Origin of the sequence: Tyzzerella sp. An114 (assembly GCF_002161055.1) — a bacterium.
GTDB lineage: Bacteria > Bacillota > Clostridia > Lachnospirales > Anaerotignaceae > Fimicola > Fimicola cottocaccae.
Genome location: NZ_NFLT01000005.1, coordinates 230,627 through 245,993, shown reverse-complemented (window position 1 = coordinate 245,993; position 15,367 = coordinate 230,627). Strand labels below are relative to the sequence as shown.

Genomic DNA, 15,367 nt, shown 5'->3' with positions numbered 1-15,367 from the left:
AACATGCCCAACATGGGTAACAGGTCCAACAGGGGTAACAGGCCCAACAGTTACCCCTGTTGGACCTGTTACCCCTGTTGGGCCTGTTACTCCTGTTGGGCCTGTCACTCCTGTTGGGCCGGTCACTCCTGTTGGACCTGTTACTCCTGTTGGGCCTGTCACTCCTGTTGGGCCTGTTGCTCCTGTTGGGCCTGTTGCTCCTGTTGGGCCCGTCACTCCTGTTGGGCCTGTTACCCCCGTTGGTCCTGTCACTCCTGTTGGGCCTGTTACCCCTGTTGGTCCTGTTGCTCCTGTCGGACCGGTAAAACATCTGCAACAATTATTGCATCTACAACAGTTATGTCTATTACAACATGAATTACAACTACTATTATATAAATTCATATCTTTTTCAATATCATCATAATACACAAGCTATACCTCCTGTTTCAATTTATTTTCAAAATACTCATTATTGAATTTAACAGCTCTTGAATTTTCTTTATACAATCCAGCTTTATTATTATAATAAAAAGCCTCTTTTGTTCTTCCAATTCTATCTAGACATACACATAACTGTAAACATGGTATATATCCATAATAATCACTTTCTATAAATCCACCTGAAAATTCATCTTTTTCACAATTAAGAGCATTTTTAAACCAAAATATGGCTTGCAAAAAATTATTTTGCTCCATAAACCAATTTCCCAATTCACAACAAACATCAGCTCTTGGAGTATGAATAATACAACATTTTAAAAGTGTTTCTATATATTTTTCATAATTATTAAGATACTTATAACAAAATGCTACTATTTTAAGGGCATCAGCTCTATTTTCAATCCAGCCTTTATCATCATCAGCAAACTTTTCAAGTATATCAATAGCTTTTTCATATTTTTCATTGAAAAAAAGTTCTCTACCATAATAATATTTTTCTCTTGGAGAAAATTCCTCATTATTTTTATTCATATCTTCATATATTCTTAAATTTCTTTTACTATCCGAAATTTTAAGTTTTCTATGTTCTATTGATATATCACAATATTTTACATCTCCAAAAGGAACTATTGCTTCATGTACCTTTCCTAACCAAACAGCTTTATTACAATTTTTTAATATTCTTTCTCTGTAATATGAAAATGTTGGATTACCATAATCGTCAAAAGCAGTATTATATTTCAACATATAAACATCATATTTTTGTTTTTCGTTTTTAAGTTCATTTATTTTTTTAATTTCACTGTCATTTATAACATCATCAGCATCAAGCCACATCAAATATTCTTTTGTAGCTTTTGAAAAAGCATAATTTCTGGCTTTAGAAAAATCATTACACCAATTAAAATCATAAACTTTATCAGTATATTTATTTGCAATATCTTTTGTTCTGTCTTTCGAGCCTGTATCAACTATAACAATCTCATCAGCTATATTTTTTGCACATTCAAGACATCTTTCCAAAACATCCTCTTCATCTTTAACAATCATACAAAGGCTTATCTCCATAAACATAACCACCTAACAAGGATTTTTTAATCCCTTATACATTCTATGTACATAACAAATATATGTTACAAAGCTTGTATTAAAAAAACACCTGATTTTTTAAATCAGGTGTTTTAATGTATTTCATATTTATAAATATTTTAGACAGCAGAGCTTTGTTCACTGCCCTCATTTTGTTTACGTCTTTCTTCAATAGCTTTTTTAGCTATCATATCTTTAACTTTCATAAGACGTGTTGTGCTAGCTCTATCATTCTCCTCAAGTTTCATTGAGATATATTTTATAGTCTCCTCATAGTTAGGTATCATTACATTTTCAAGGGCATTAACACGACGACGAGTCTTTTCAATCTCCTGAGCCATAAGCTGAGCACTTTTCTCACTCTCAGCTAATTTCAAAAGAGGCTCCATAGCAAATGAAAAGGCTTCTGTGGCACTGTCAAGCTCTCCAGATGTAAAAGCTAAACCATAAGGATATATTTCTTTTTCTTTTCCCTCTGTCTTAAAATCAAAGACAGGTACATTTACACTCATAACATTTCTTTGAGAAACATCAACACTTACAGACTGTTTAGGCATCATAAGAGCTTCGCCCATATATTCTTCACTCATAACAGCTCTAGCTATTACAAAACTTTTATAGGCTTTTTCCAAAGCTTCCTCAGCTTCTTCTCTAAGTCTCTTATTTTCCTTAACTATCTCAAGAAACTGTTTCATAAGTTCGTCAAGTTTATCTTTAAGGAGTTTATGACCTCTTGTAGCTGTCTTATGGAGTTTTTTAAGACGTGTCATCTCCATACGTGTTGGATTAACATTTAATCTTGCCACAATTCATCACTCCTTGGGCATATATTTTTCAAGATACTCATCACGAATACGTTTAAGTTCACTCTTAGGAAGTATTTTAAGAAGTTTCCAGCCTGTTTCAAGAGTCTGTTCGATAGTTCTATCAGTTCTAAATCCCTGTGAAACATACTCTTTTTCAAAAGCGTCAGCAAACTGTGCATAAAGAAGGTCTATATCTGAAAGAGCAGACTCACCAAGAATGGCCATAAGCTCTTTAGCGTCTTTACCTCTTGAGTATGCAGCAAAAAGCTGGTTCATTGTGTCTGCGTGGTCTTCTCTTGTTTTTCCTTTACCAATACCCTTATCTTTTAAACGAGAAAGAGAAGGAAGAACATTTATAGGAGGCTGAACACCTTTTTTATAGAGGTCACGAGAAAGTATAATCTGTCCCTCTGTAATATATCCTGTAAGGTCAGGGATTGGGTGTGTTTTGTCGTCTTCAGGCATTGTAAGAATAGGTATCATTGTAATTGAACCTTCTTTACCTTTAATCTTTCCAGCTCTCTCATACATAGTAGCAAGGTCAGTGTAAAGATAACCCGGATAACCACGACGTCCCGGAACTTCTTTTTTGGCAGCAGAAACTTCACGTAAAGCCTCAGCATAGTTTGTAATATCTGTAATAATTACAAGAACGTGCATACCCTGTTCAAAAGCAAGATATTCAGCAGCAGTAAGAGCCATACGAGGTGTACAAACACGCTCAACAGCTGGGTCATTGGCAAGGTTTACAAAGACAACAGAACGGTCAATGGCACCTGTCTGTTTAAAATCGCTTATGAAGAATTCAGCGTCCTCAAAAGTGATACCTACAGCAGCGAATACAACGGCGAATTTTGAGTCTGTACCTCTAACTTTAGCCTGTCTAGCAATCTGAACAGCAAGGTTAGCGTGTGGAAGACCTGAACCAGAGAATATAGGAAGTTTTTGACCTCTAACAAGTGTATTAAGACCATCAATAGCTGAAACTCCTGTCTGTATAAACTCTGAAGGATACTCACGGGCAGCTGGATTTATAGGTGCACCGTTAATATCAAGTCTTTTTTCTGGTATAATATCAGGACCATTATCAATAGGTTTACCCATACCGTTAAATACACGTCCTAATATGTCAGGTGAAACACCAAAGTCAAGGCTCTTTCCTAAAAATCTAACTTTACTGTCAGAAAGGTTAATACCTGTTGCACTTTCGAAAAGCTGCACTAATGCAGTATCTCCATTTACCTCAAGAACTTTACATCTTCTTATTTCACCATTTGAAAGCTCAATTTCACCAAGCTCATCATATTTTACGCCTTCAACACCTTTTACAACCATAAGAGGGCCGGCTACTTCCTGAATTGACCTATATTCTTTTATCATAATTCATCTGCCCCCTTCTTTATTAAGTCATCAATTTCAAGTGCTATTTCTTTTTCTATATCATCATAGGCTGCATCAACATTTTTTTCTTCAACATATTTAGCACGACCTATTTTTTCTATAACAGGAAGTTTTATAATTTTAAGAACTGAAATTCCTTCCTTAATAGCCTTATCACCAAGCTCTTTGAACTTAAGTATAAGACCTAACATTCTATACTGTTTATGAAGTGATGTATAGGTATCAATCTCATGGAAAGAGTTCTGATGAAGGAAGTCCTCACGTATTGAACGAGCTGTCTCAAGTATAAGTCTGTCACTGTCAGAAAGTGAGTCAACACCAACAAGCTGTACAATCTCTTGAAGTTCAGCTTCAACCTGAAGAAGTCTCATAGCTTCTGTTCTCTGTTCTGAGAAATTTTCATCAACATTTTTATCTGCCCAAACATCAACTTTGTCCTGATACAATGAATAACTTGTAAGCCAGTTAATAGCTGGGAAGTGACGTTTATAAGCAAGAGAAGCATCAAGTCCCCAGAATACTTTTACAATACGAAGTGTTGCCTGTGAAACTGGCTCTGATGTGTCACCACCAGGAGGTGAAACAGCTCCGATAGCTGTAAGAGAACCTTGTCTCTCATCATCCCCAAGACAAGTAACTCTACCGGCTCTCTCATAGAACTGAGCAAGACGGCTTCCAAGATATGCAGGATAACCTTCTTCACCAGGCATTTCCTCAAGACGACCACTCATCTCACGTAAAGCCTCAGCCCAACGGCTTGTTGAGTCAGCCATAAGAGCAACGCTATAACCCATATCTCTAAAGAATTCTGCTATTGTAATACCTGTATATATAGAAGCCTCACGGGCAGCAACAGGCATATCTGATGTATTAGCAATAAGAACAGTTCTCTCCATAAGTGATTTACCTGTTCTAGGGTCAATAAGCTCTGGGAACTCATTTAAAACGTCTGTCATTTCGTTTCCACGTTCACCACAACCGATATATACAACTATATCTGCATCAGCCCATTTTGCAAGCTGGTGCTGTGTAACTGTTTTTCCACTTCCGAATGGTCCAGGAATGGCAGCAACTCCACCCTTTGTTATAGGGAAAAATGTGTCAATAACTCTCTGTCCTGTAACAAGAAGTGAGTCTGGAGTTTTCTTCTCTTTGTAAGGTCTCTCCTTACGAACAGGCCATTTCTGCATAAGTGTTACATTTACATCTTTACCTTTTTCGTCTGTAATTATAGCAACTGTTTCCTCAACAGTGAAATCACCCATATATATTTCTTTTATAGTACCGCTAACACCGTAAGGAACCATTATACGACATTCAACAACGTCAGTTTCCTGAACTTTTCCTATAATATCTCCTGAAGAAACTTTATCTCCATTCTGTCTTAAAGGTTCAAATTTCCATTTTTTCTCTCTGTCAAGGGAATAAACCTCAACACCTTTATGAATATTTGTACCAGAAACCTCAAAAAGTTTCTCAAGAGGTCTTTGTATACCATCATATATTGTTGATATAAGACCAGGTCCAAGCTCAACACTCATAGGCATACCTGTTGATACAACTTCCTCACCAGGTCCAAGACCTGATGTTTCTTCATAAACCTGAATAGATGCTCTATCTCCGTGCATCTCAATAATTTCTCCGATAAGATGCTTATCTGACACTTTTACAACGTCAAACATGTTAGCATCTCTCATGCCCTCAGCTATAACAAGGGGGCCTGACACTTTAACTACTGTGCCTTTACTCATATTATCTCACCCACAATCTAGATGTTGTTTTTGCTTTTTGTTTTTCTATTCTTTACTAAACAAAATATCTGCACCAATAGCACGTTTAGCTGACTCTCTAACTTCGTTCATGCCAAGTCCCATACTACCTGTTATACCCGGAATAACAATTATTGCAGGTAACTGGTAATCTTTATATTTTGCTATTGACTCCTGTGCAAGAAGGCTTGCTTTTTCTGTTATATATATTATTGCGTATTCCTTCTCTACAAGTTCATGGATTGTTCTTTTAATTTCGTCTCCCTCAGTAGCAGGAAAAATATCTATTCCCAGTGCCAGAAAGCCCATTACACTATCTTTGTCGCCTATTACTCCTACTTTATACATAAGCCTCTCGCACCCTTTCTTTTATAGTGTCTGAGTCTATATCATTTATTTTACTTGTCATAATTATTCTTACTGTTTTTATTTCTGTTTCTTTAGCATAGATATATGCAATTAAAGGTTCTAAAGTAAGGGCAATATATTTTGCACTCTTTACATAATCCATAATATAATTATCACAAGTTTTTTCAAATTCAGTGAAATTACTGTCCATCAATTTACAGATAGATGAATAATCACTGCTTTTAAAATATGATGATGGATTTTCAGAATTTGCAGCTTTAACAAACAAATCAAGACTCAGTTTTCCGCCTTTTACAAAAGCCTTTTCAAATGTGTTTTCAAAATTCTTTTTAACTCTCAAAACTCTAACAAAGCTTTTAAGATTTGTTATGTCACAAAGTTTCTCAACATAATTAATCAAAAATGTATTTTTACTTTCCTTTGCAACATGACTCATATATTTAAAACAAGCTTTATCAATAACCATATCTATATATTGACCATTTTGAGTTTTTGAATATATTTCAAAGGCTTCCTCTATGGCTCTACCTAAAATTTCAGGAAGTTCAGAATAATTTTTATCAAAAACGGCTTTTTTAATAGTATCAACAGTTATAAGTCCACCTTGTATAATATATTTATCTCCGTCACGACCTGAAATTTCTGATTTCACAATAACTTTTGCATTGTGATAATCATTTTTACATAAAAATACAGACACAAAATTTTCTTCTGGTACAAGCTCTTTCATAAGGTTATAAACTTTTTTAAGCTCCAATGAAAGTACATTTTCAAATTCATTTATATCAAATGGATTTTGATTATTGTACCCTGCTTCTGAAAGTATTCTTATACACTCATCAATATTTTTAGCTTCTGCCATCTGTATAAAATTTTGTTTTGTCAAAAGATATTTTTCAAAAACTCTGATTTTGGCTACTGCATAGGGATAAATGTTTTCTTTTGCCATTTCAAAATCCCTCCTTTAACCAAAAAGAATTTCTGCTGCTTTTTGTTCAATACTCTCTTTATCAACTGTTATAATTGAGTCGAAAGAGTAGTTATATTCAATATCACCTTTTTTAATAACAAAGCCCTTGCCTAAATCTCTTGTTTCTAAAGATACATTATATCCTTCTTCTGCAATCTTTTCTCCAAAAGCCTTTCTGTCTTCCTCTGATAATATTATCTCGCCTTTTTCTTTAGCGTTTTTAATCATTGATATTATAGTTTTTTCATATTCTTCACCGGAAAGAGAAAAGAGTTTATCTTTGGCAAGTCTTATTGTCTCCTCTAAAATCTCCTGTTTTTTGGCAAGTATCATTTTTTTAGCTGACATTTCCGCACCGGAAATCTCTTTCGCTGCTGCCTTTTCAGCCTCAGCCTGTGCAAGTTTAATATATGCTGCCATTTCTTTATCAGCCTTTTCCTTAGCTGCATTTATTTTAATTTCAGCATCTTTTCTTGCATTTTCCAGTATTACATTAGCCTCTGCCTTTGCATCGGAAATTATTTTGTCAATTATTTTCTGTTCATTACCCATAGGAGTGTTTCCTCCTTTTCAAAAATTATTTATTAACCAATCTGGATACCGTTTAATGCAAGGAATGATACAAGTAATCCTAAGATAGCATATGTTTCAACGATAGCTGCAAATGTGATTGCTTTACCAAGTTCTTCTGGTTTTTTAGCAACAATTCCTACACCTGCAACAGCAGCTTTTCCCTGATATATACCTGAAATAAGACCAACAATACCTACTGGAAGTGAAGCTGCAAGAAGCTGGAAGCCCTGAGCTGATGTTGGGATATCTCCACCAAGGACACCTATTTTTGTTAACATAAGGAAACCTATAATAAATCCGTAAAGTCCCTGTGTACCTGGAAGAAGCTGAAGAACAAGAAGCTGACCAAATTTACTTGGGTCTTCTGAAACAACTCCTGCTGCTGCCTGACCAGCCATAGATGTTCCTTTTGCAGAACCAATTCCAGCAAGTAATGCGGCTAATGCAGCACCCATTATACCTAAAAACTGACCATTTGATAATGCTGATAAAAATTCCATAATTTACATCTCCTCTTCATTTATACTTGTATATTTTGTTCTAAATTTAAAAGGTGTGAAAGCTTCTCCGCCACCTTCATAAAACTTTCCAAAGAATTCAACAAACTGAAGTCTACTTGTATGAACATAAGCACCAAGAGCACCTATAAAAAGGTTTATTGAATGTCCTATAAGACCTATAATAATCATTCCAACAGGTCCCGCCATAGCACCTAAAAGATTTATAACCTGTCCTATAACACCTGATGAAAGACAAAGAGCCATAAGTCTTGTATATGATAAAATATCTCCAAAATATCCTGTAATACCATAAAGGGCTGAAGTTCCTTTAAAAAGCTTCATAAATATTCCCTTATAGGCTCTACCATTTGTGAGAATTATACCTACCATACCTATGATAGCAAGATATTTTCCTATTACAGAAAATACTCCAATATCTCCAGCAACAACAGGAATTATAAGAAGACAAACGCCTGTTATAAATATATACCAAAGTATTATGTCACTGAAAAATCCTATAACGTCCCCATCTCTTAAAAGTGTATAACCCTTTATACCAAGACCAATATATATATGAATTATACCGAAAACAAGAGACATAGCCATCAATGTCATTACGTCCTCAAGGGGATTTATAATAACAGGTATTCCCGGAAGACTTGAACCAAAGACACTTCCGAATATAAAGCCCCATACAGCTGTTGATATACCGCATATGCCCATAAGTTTAATAAGGTTTCCCTGTCCTTTTTTAAGTTTTGTTTTCTTAACAATAACAAAACAAGCAAGGGCAATAAGTATTCCATATCCTGCATCAGCAAGCATCATTCCAAAAAATATAATATAGAAAAATGCCATTATTCCACTTGGGTCAACATCTCTTGTACTTGGAGTTGAGTACATATTTGTAATATCTTCAAAAGGTGTAACCACACTATTATTTTTGAGAAGTACAGGGTACCCTTCTTTAGGATTTCCCTTTTCTGTTTCAACATAACAACCATAGCTTTCTGTAAGTGTCTTTACAAGGCTATCAGATTTATCTGAAGGAAGCCAACCTGTCATACAGAATGTTGTTTTTGTCTTAACAAAATTTTCTACAATTTTGTTTTCATCTTTTAAAACCATATAGTAATCATAGAGATTTTCAAATTCTCCCATTTTATCACCAAATGATTTTATTCTTTCTGTAAGTTTTTGTTTTTCGTCATTAATTTCCTTTATTTTACTGTCACAATTTTTAATTTCGATTTCTGGTATATCCTTAAAATCTCCAAATGTTACAGGTGAAAAACCGTAAACCCTTACAGCTTCCATAGCATCATCAAATACACTTTTATGGGCTGTTATATAAACATATCTAAACTGTTTATCAGTTTCAACATTGACTATTATACATTCTGGAATATCCGTTGAAATATTTGTTACAATATCATCAATATTAGAAGATAAAGGCAATGTTCCCAATATTGTTTTTGTGTATTTGGTTGATAACTCATTAAGTTTAACATCAAACTTTTTCCATGGTAAAAGGGTATTTCTGTTGTTGGTTACAGAATTTTCTTCGGATTTTAAAGCATTTATTTCCTTTAACATGCTATTTATATCCAAAACATTTTTAAAAAGATTTTCAGCATAGTCGCTATCTATATTTTTAAAATCAGGTTTTGGAGCAAGCATTGGTTTTTTTATTTTTACATTTCGCTTTAAAGTATCCATGGCAACACTAACAGCACTCATACGCTGTTCATAATCAAGGACACTAGACTCTCTACTATCCTTCTCAAAAGCATCACCATAATTTTCATCATCTGCAAGACAGGCACTGTCATCAATCTGAACAAAACCTTTTTTCATAAGAAATTTAAGTATGTGGTCTTTTTCAGCTTCAAGTCCAACAATAGAAATCTTATTCATATTAACTATTGCCATCTTCACCCACTACCTTTCTTGCAACTGCCTCAACAGCTTGAGCCATTTTAAGTTCTGCCGAATATTTTATTTCATTGCATTTCTCATCAGCCTCTTTCAAAATTTGGCTAACATTATCTTTTGTTCCCTCGATAGCCTTTTCTATAAGACTTTTTTCCTCTGCCTTGGCATTTCTTTTGACTTGTGAAAGTATCTCGAAAGATTTAGTTTCCGCCTGAGATTTTATAGACTCTGCTTCTTTTTGAGCATTCTGTCTTATCTCATCAGCTTGTCTTTCTGCCTCGATGATATTTTTCATAATTTCCAAAGCCATTTCCAATCACCTCTCTTACATACTTTATTTTTATATAATAACCAATCTAACGACTAATATAAGTCCTAAGATTAATATATTGTTAAAGAAATAACATAATGTATCTATAAATACGTTTTTTTATGTATTTAAGTTTGATAATTATTTAAAATTTTATAAATAATACCTGTCTCAATTAATCTCAATAATAAATTACGGCAAAATATTTGTCAAGGTATACTTTATCTATCATTTTGCAATTTGACTATAAGCATTTATACTTTATTGTAAAAATTATAAAAAACAAATATATTATTTTTATATAATTCAGTACGAATTAAATATGTATTATATTAATTAAATTATATAATCACAAAATTTATAGTACAAATCGTTTTATCTATACAAAAATTCTCCACTTAAACAGATTAATATGTGTAAAAATTCACAATTAAATAGACATAAAATTTTGTATATACAATTCAAAATATAATTTATTATATTTTTATTTACATTTATATATGGTATTATTAATATGATTTATAAAATTTATTTATAATCAGGAGGTAAAATATATGATTGGAAGTAAGGAACTAATAAGAAATATAAATAAAAATCTTGTAATAAAAACAGTTATTAAAAATTCTTCAATATCAAGAGCAGATTTGTCAAAAGTTCTTGGTCTTACAAAAGCAACAATATCATCAATAGTTCAAGAACTTATAAACGAAAACTTTATAATTGAAACAGGAAACAGAAAAACTTCAATAGGAAGAAAACCTACAATGCTTGTATTTAACGGAAATGCAGGTTCATCAGTTGGTATAGAGGTTTCACCAAAATATATAGATATAATGGTCTGTGACCTATTAGGAAAACCAATAATATACAAATCTTTTGATTATGCCAACGGATATACAAACTATGTAAAAGAGATAAAAGAATGTCTTGACTCTATACTTCCTGAAATTCCAGAAACACCATACAATATAGTAGGTATAACACTTTCATTCCATGGTGTTGTAAAAGATAATAAAGTTATTTTTGCACCAGCATATAACAATGTTAGACCACCGGAAAATATAGCAGAAAGTCTTAAAGAAATATATAATGTGCCTGTTTATGTTTGTAATACAGCAAATCTCTCTGCTGTTGGTGAAAATGTATTCTCTGTACATAAAATGAATGTTGTATCAATATATATTCGTCCAAACGTTGGTATGGGTATTATACTTGGGGGCAAACTTTATACAGGAAACAATGGTATAGCAGGTAATTTCGGACATATAACAGTTCAATCTGAGGGAAAACCTTGTGTATGTGGAAACAAAGGTTGTCTTGAGTGCTATGCATCTGAGACATCTGTATTAAATGAAATTTCAATGCTAAAAAACACTCCTAACATATCCTATGAACTTTTTTCATCATTATATAAACATGAAGATTTTGATACTTGTAAAGCAATAGATAACTTTATAAAATACATATCTGCTGGAATAATAAATGTTATAAATCTTTTTGACCCTGAGGTTATAGTTATAAATAGTATATTTACAGAAACTTTCCCAGAGATTATTGACAAAATTGAAGCTACTGTTCGCTCTAACAGTCACTCATCATGTGAAATAAAACTCTCAAAATTTAATAAAAAATCAGTACTCTATGGAGCTAATTTCATAAACACAATAAATTTCCTTCATCTTCCTGATTTTATATAATTAATTATTTTTGTATTTTTTATATTTTTATATCGAAATATAATAAATTTTAGTACAAATATTATTATTAAAGTTTGAAAATTAATAAAACTAAAATAAGAAATACACATATACTATAAAATTATATATAATATAATCTATTTCCCCATTTGTTTATAAATATATATTTATTATGTTATAATTTTTAAGTAATAAATATATAAGGAGGACAAACTGTAAATGTATAAAGGGGTAGTTTTCTTTGATTATGATGGTACTATGGTAGACGAGAGTGATAAAATTTCAAAACCAACACAAAAAACTCTTGAATCATTCCAAAAACTTAAATCAAATGGATATATGGTAGCTATATGTTCTGGAAGACCTTTCTGTCAGCTTCCTAAAATAGATTTCAAATTCGATTGTTATATAAATTCAAATGGGGCTTGTGCAAGAATAAATGATAAAATAGTTTTCAACAGCCCTTTTGATTTTGAAGACACATTAAAAATATTTGAATTTTGTAAAAAACACAATATAACATATTATTGTGAAACAACAAATTTATGTTATGTTGGAGATATACACCCTGAAAGAATATATGAACCTATAAAACTTTTCAATGTTCCAGAAGAAAGCTTTGTATCTTTAGACTACAATAACTTAAATGAAATAAAAGATACAAACAAAATGGTTTTCATATTTGAAAAGGATAAAGAAAAAATGGAAGAAACAACAAAATTGTTTTATAAAGAGTTTGGAGAAAAATTAACTACATTCAGACAACTTCATGAATACAGTCTTGACATTGCAAAAAAACATTTTTCAAAGGCTGTTGGAATAAAAGCAGTAGTTGAATATTGTGGATTTGATATAAAAGACACTTATGCTTTTGGCGATGGTGCCAATGATAAAGAAATGATAGAATGTGTAGGAAATGGAATAGTTATGGGTAAATATGACCATATATTAGAGGGTGTTGGTGATTACTACACAGATACTGTTAAAAACGAAGGAATAACAAAAGGGCTTATTCATTATAATCTTATATAAAAATATAAAAAAGAGAGAATATTTAAGGATAAAAAACCTTAAATATTCTCTTTTTTATTTTAATTTCTTAAGTGCAGCTTCAAATTCTCTTTTAAGCCATTTTGGAATATTGCTGTTTCTGACCTCATCAAGGGTGAGCCAGTAAAAAGCATCATGTTCACTACTAAGATATACATTATATGTATCACATTCACAAATATAAGTAATTATTGTAAGATGTATATTAGACTTTATAACATCATACACATTAAAAGGTTCAATTATCTTTGCAATTATACCTGTTTCTTCTTCTATCTCTCTTAAAAGACCATTGGGACAATTTTCAAAAAAACGCAACCCTCCGCCGGGCAAATCCCAAGGTTCTCTTCTGTTTATATAACTGCTCTCCATTTCTTTTTTTGAGCGATGAAGAAGAAGAACCTTATCTTTATTTACTATTATTGCCTTTACAGCAACAGCAAAATCTCTTTTTATGACCTCACCCCCTTATTATCCATAAAAAATTTAAAAGTTATAATTTAAAGTGCACTTTTAAGTATTTCTCTAAGCTCATCTTCATTAAAATTATACTCTTTATTACAGAAATGACAGTGAAGCTGTGCTTTTTTATCTTCTTCTATAATTTTTGTAAGTTCATCTTTTCCAAGACTTATAAGAGCTTTTTCAACTCTACTTCTTGAACAATTACAATAAAATCTCATTTCTTTCTTTTCATTTATTTCAAGATTAAAATCTCCTAAAATAAGTTTTAATATATCTTCTGGTGTATAACCCATATCAAGTAATGTTGTTACATAAGGAGTTCTGTTTATTTTTTCTTCAAGTTTTTCTGCTATCTCGTCATCAGCATCAGGCATAAGCTGTATTATAAAACCTCCAGAAGCCATAACTGTTGTATCTCTGTCAATAAGAACACCTAAACCAACAGCAGAAGGTGTCTGTTCACTCTTTGCAAAATAGTAAGTTAAATCTTCAGCAATTTCTCCTGAAACAAGTTCAATCTGTCCACAATACGGCTCTTTAAGTCCTATATCTTTTATAACACTTATATTTCCATTTCCTATTGCCTTTGAAACATCAAGTTTTCCCTCATATTTATCCGGTACTTCAACATAAGGATTGAAAACATATCCCTTAACATTAGCCTCACTATCTGCTGATACAACAATACCCTGTAAAGGTCCATCTCCTCTTATCTGAAGTGTAAGAAGGTCTTTTTCACCTTTAAGCATTATACCCATCATAGCGGCAGCACTTAAAAGTCTTCCTAATGCTGCTGTGGCAACAGGTGATGTATTATGAAGACTTCTTGCAGTCTCAACAGTATTTTTAGAAGTAACAGCAAAAGCTCTTATTGCTCCATCTGCTGCCGTTGCTCTTATAATATAATCTTCCATTATTTTTCCTCCTGATTTTCACATTTTGTAATTTCTCTTGCAACAACAAATATTCTTTCACTATCTTCTCTTGCAGGTTCAAAAGTATAGGCATCATATACAGCTACAAACTGCATACCACTTTCTTCTATAAGATTTTTAATTATGTCAATACTATATGCTTTTTCATAGTGACATTCTTCAAATCTCTCATATGTACCTGTTTCCTCGTCTTCTATGAAAAAATTCATATAATACTCATTAATTTTTTCTTCTTCGTCATAAAAGTTTTCCCATATATAAGCAGCATTTTCAGTTGTTTCAGCATAAGTATTGTCTGCATATATATTTTTAAACTTATATTCTGTGTTCATATCAAATATAAAAAGTCCCTTAGGGTGAAGATAGTTATTTACAAGTTTAAAAACTTTTAAAAGGTCATCTTCGTCAGTTATATAATTTAAACTGTCAAAAAGGCTTAATATACAGTTTACTGTGCCATAAAGTTCAAATTCTCTCATATCTTGACAAAGATAGAGTATATCAAGGTTTTCTTCATAAGCCTTATCTCTAGCTTTAGCAAGCATATCTTCAGAAAGGTCAATTCCTATCATATCATAGCCCTTTTTAGCCAGTCTTTCAGTTACATTTCCTGTCCCACAACCAAGGTCAAGAACTATTTCAGGGGAAAGATTTTCTCTTTCCCATATTTTTTCTATATAAGAAACCCAACCATCATAGTCAGTTTCACCCATGAAAGTGTCATATACAGACGCAAAGCTCTCATAAACACCCATAAAAATTCTCCTTATAACAATATTATCTATTAACCTTATAATTATACATAATATAACAATATATTACAACATTATAACCATTATTTTTTGTTTTTCCTTTTTTTACTGCTTACAATACCTCCTATTTTTCCACTCTCACAGCTTGTAAGACCTTTCCAACCAACTTCCATAACCTTATCAATAAGTCCCAATTCTTCAGCAGCTTCATATTTCATTCTGTCCGCTTCACACAGACTTTTGTATTTTTGCTTAATTTCACCCACAAAAAAACCTCCTTAAATTGTGCATATTATTTTTTGGGTTTCAAAATTCTGTCCAAA

The 15,367-nt window shown here is 32.4% G+C and carries 16 protein-coding genes and 1 pseudogene; 2 read left to right on the top strand and 15 right to left on the bottom strand.

All coding sequences use genetic code 11. From position 1 onward, the window contains the following. The 11 genes and pseudogenes from B5E58_RS06910 to B5E58_RS06860 all read right to left on the bottom strand — a co-directional run. Positions 1 to 411, bottom strand: a pseudogene (locus B5E58_RS06910) (collagen-like protein); the annotation flags it as partial. 3 nt (positions 412 to 414) lie between these two features. Continuing rightward, positions 415 to 1,491: a tetratricopeptide repeat-containing glycosyltransferase family 2 protein gene (locus B5E58_RS06905; RefSeq protein WP_242956617.1), complete on the bottom strand. Its 1,077-nt coding sequence runs from the start codon at positions 1,489 to 1,491 to the stop codon at positions 415 to 417. Positions 1,492 to 1,631: 140 nt separating this feature from the next. Next, on the bottom strand, positions 1,632 to 2,318 hold the full coding sequence (locus tag B5E58_RS06900; protein WP_088108954.1) for a V-type ATP synthase subunit D: 687 nt from the start codon (positions 2,316 to 2,318) through the stop codon (positions 1,632 to 1,634). Between the two features lie 6 nt (positions 2,319 to 2,324). Next, complete coding sequence (locus tag B5E58_RS06895) at positions 2,325 to 3,698, bottom strand: V-type ATP synthase subunit B (RefSeq protein ID WP_088108953.1); 1,374 nt, start codon at positions 3,696 to 3,698, stop codon at positions 2,325 to 2,327. Further along, the gene (locus B5E58_RS06890) at positions 3,695 to 5,470 is read right to left on the bottom strand and encodes a V-type ATP synthase subunit A (RefSeq protein ID WP_088108952.1); all 1,776 of its coding nucleotides are present in this window, start codon (positions 5,468 to 5,470) and stop codon (positions 3,695 to 3,697) included. The genes B5E58_RS06895 and B5E58_RS06890 overlap by 4 nt, the downstream gene beginning before the upstream one ends. A gap of 45 nt (positions 5,471 to 5,515) precedes the next feature. Next, on the bottom strand, positions 5,516 to 5,836 hold the full coding sequence (locus tag B5E58_RS06885) for a V-type ATP synthase subunit F (RefSeq protein ID WP_088108951.1): 321 nt from the start codon (positions 5,834 to 5,836) through the stop codon (positions 5,516 to 5,518). Beyond that, the gene (locus B5E58_RS06880) at positions 5,829 to 6,806 is read right to left on the bottom strand and encodes a V-type ATP synthase subunit C (RefSeq protein WP_088108950.1); all 978 of its coding nucleotides are present in this window, start codon (positions 6,804 to 6,806) and stop codon (positions 5,829 to 5,831) included. Before B5E58_RS06880 ends, B5E58_RS06885 begins: the two co-directional genes overlap by 8 nt. Before the next feature lie 15 nt (positions 6,807 to 6,821). Beyond that, a complete protein-coding gene (locus B5E58_RS06875) occupies positions 6,822 to 7,379 on the bottom strand; it encodes a V-type ATP synthase subunit E (RefSeq protein WP_088108949.1) in 558 nt (185 codons plus the stop codon). A gap of 32 nt (positions 7,380 to 7,411) precedes the next feature. Next, the gene (locus tag B5E58_RS06870) at positions 7,412 to 7,900 is read right to left on the bottom strand and encodes a V-type ATP synthase subunit K (protein WP_088108948.1); all 489 of its coding nucleotides are present in this window, start codon (positions 7,898 to 7,900) and stop codon (positions 7,412 to 7,414) included. 3 nt (positions 7,901 to 7,903) lie between these two features. After that, entirely contained in the window at positions 7,904 to 9,832 is a 1,929-nt protein-coding gene (locus B5E58_RS06865) for a V-type ATP synthase subunit I (protein WP_088108947.1), read from the bottom strand. Further along, complete coding sequence (locus B5E58_RS06860; RefSeq protein WP_088108946.1) at positions 9,819 to 10,145, bottom strand: hypothetical protein; 327 nt, start codon at positions 10,143 to 10,145, stop codon at positions 9,819 to 9,821. Before B5E58_RS06860 ends, B5E58_RS06865 begins: the two co-directional genes overlap by 14 nt. A gap of 554 nt (positions 10,146 to 10,699) precedes the next feature. Between B5E58_RS06860 and B5E58_RS06855 the strand changes: the two genes are divergently transcribed. Beyond that, positions 10,700 to 11,842, top strand: coding sequence for an ROK family transcriptional regulator (locus B5E58_RS06855; RefSeq protein ID WP_088108945.1), 1,143 nt, complete (start codon positions 10,700 to 10,702; stop codon positions 11,840 to 11,842). 219 nt (positions 11,843 to 12,061) lie between these two features. Further along, on the top strand, positions 12,062 to 12,874 hold the full coding sequence (locus B5E58_RS06850; protein ID WP_088108944.1) for a Cof-type HAD-IIB family hydrolase: 813 nt from the start codon (positions 12,062 to 12,064) through the stop codon (positions 12,872 to 12,874). Between the two features lie 54 nt (positions 12,875 to 12,928). On the opposite strand, the gene B5E58_RS06845 is transcribed toward B5E58_RS06850, so the two are convergent. From B5E58_RS06845 to B5E58_RS06830, 4 genes are all read right to left on the bottom strand, one after another. Beyond that, a complete protein-coding gene (locus tag B5E58_RS06845) occupies positions 12,929 to 13,348 on the bottom strand; it encodes an NUDIX hydrolase (RefSeq protein ID WP_088108943.1) in 420 nt (139 codons plus the stop codon). A gap of 44 nt (positions 13,349 to 13,392) precedes the next feature. Then, positions 13,393 to 14,271: an Hsp33 family molecular chaperone HslO gene (hslO, locus tag B5E58_RS06840; RefSeq protein ID WP_088108942.1), complete on the bottom strand. Its 879-nt coding sequence runs from the start codon at positions 14,269 to 14,271 to the stop codon at positions 13,393 to 13,395. Beyond that, entirely contained in the window at positions 14,271 to 15,047 is a 777-nt protein-coding gene (locus B5E58_RS06835) for a class I SAM-dependent DNA methyltransferase (protein WP_088108941.1), read from the bottom strand. Before B5E58_RS06835 ends, hslO begins: the two co-directional genes overlap by 1 nt. Positions 15,048 to 15,127: 80 nt before the next feature. Further along, positions 15,128 to 15,310, bottom strand: coding sequence for a small, acid-soluble spore protein, alpha/beta type (locus tag B5E58_RS06830; protein ID WP_330395616.1), 183 nt, complete (start codon positions 15,308 to 15,310; stop codon positions 15,128 to 15,130). Positions 15,311 to 15,367 lie beyond the last annotated feature (57 nt).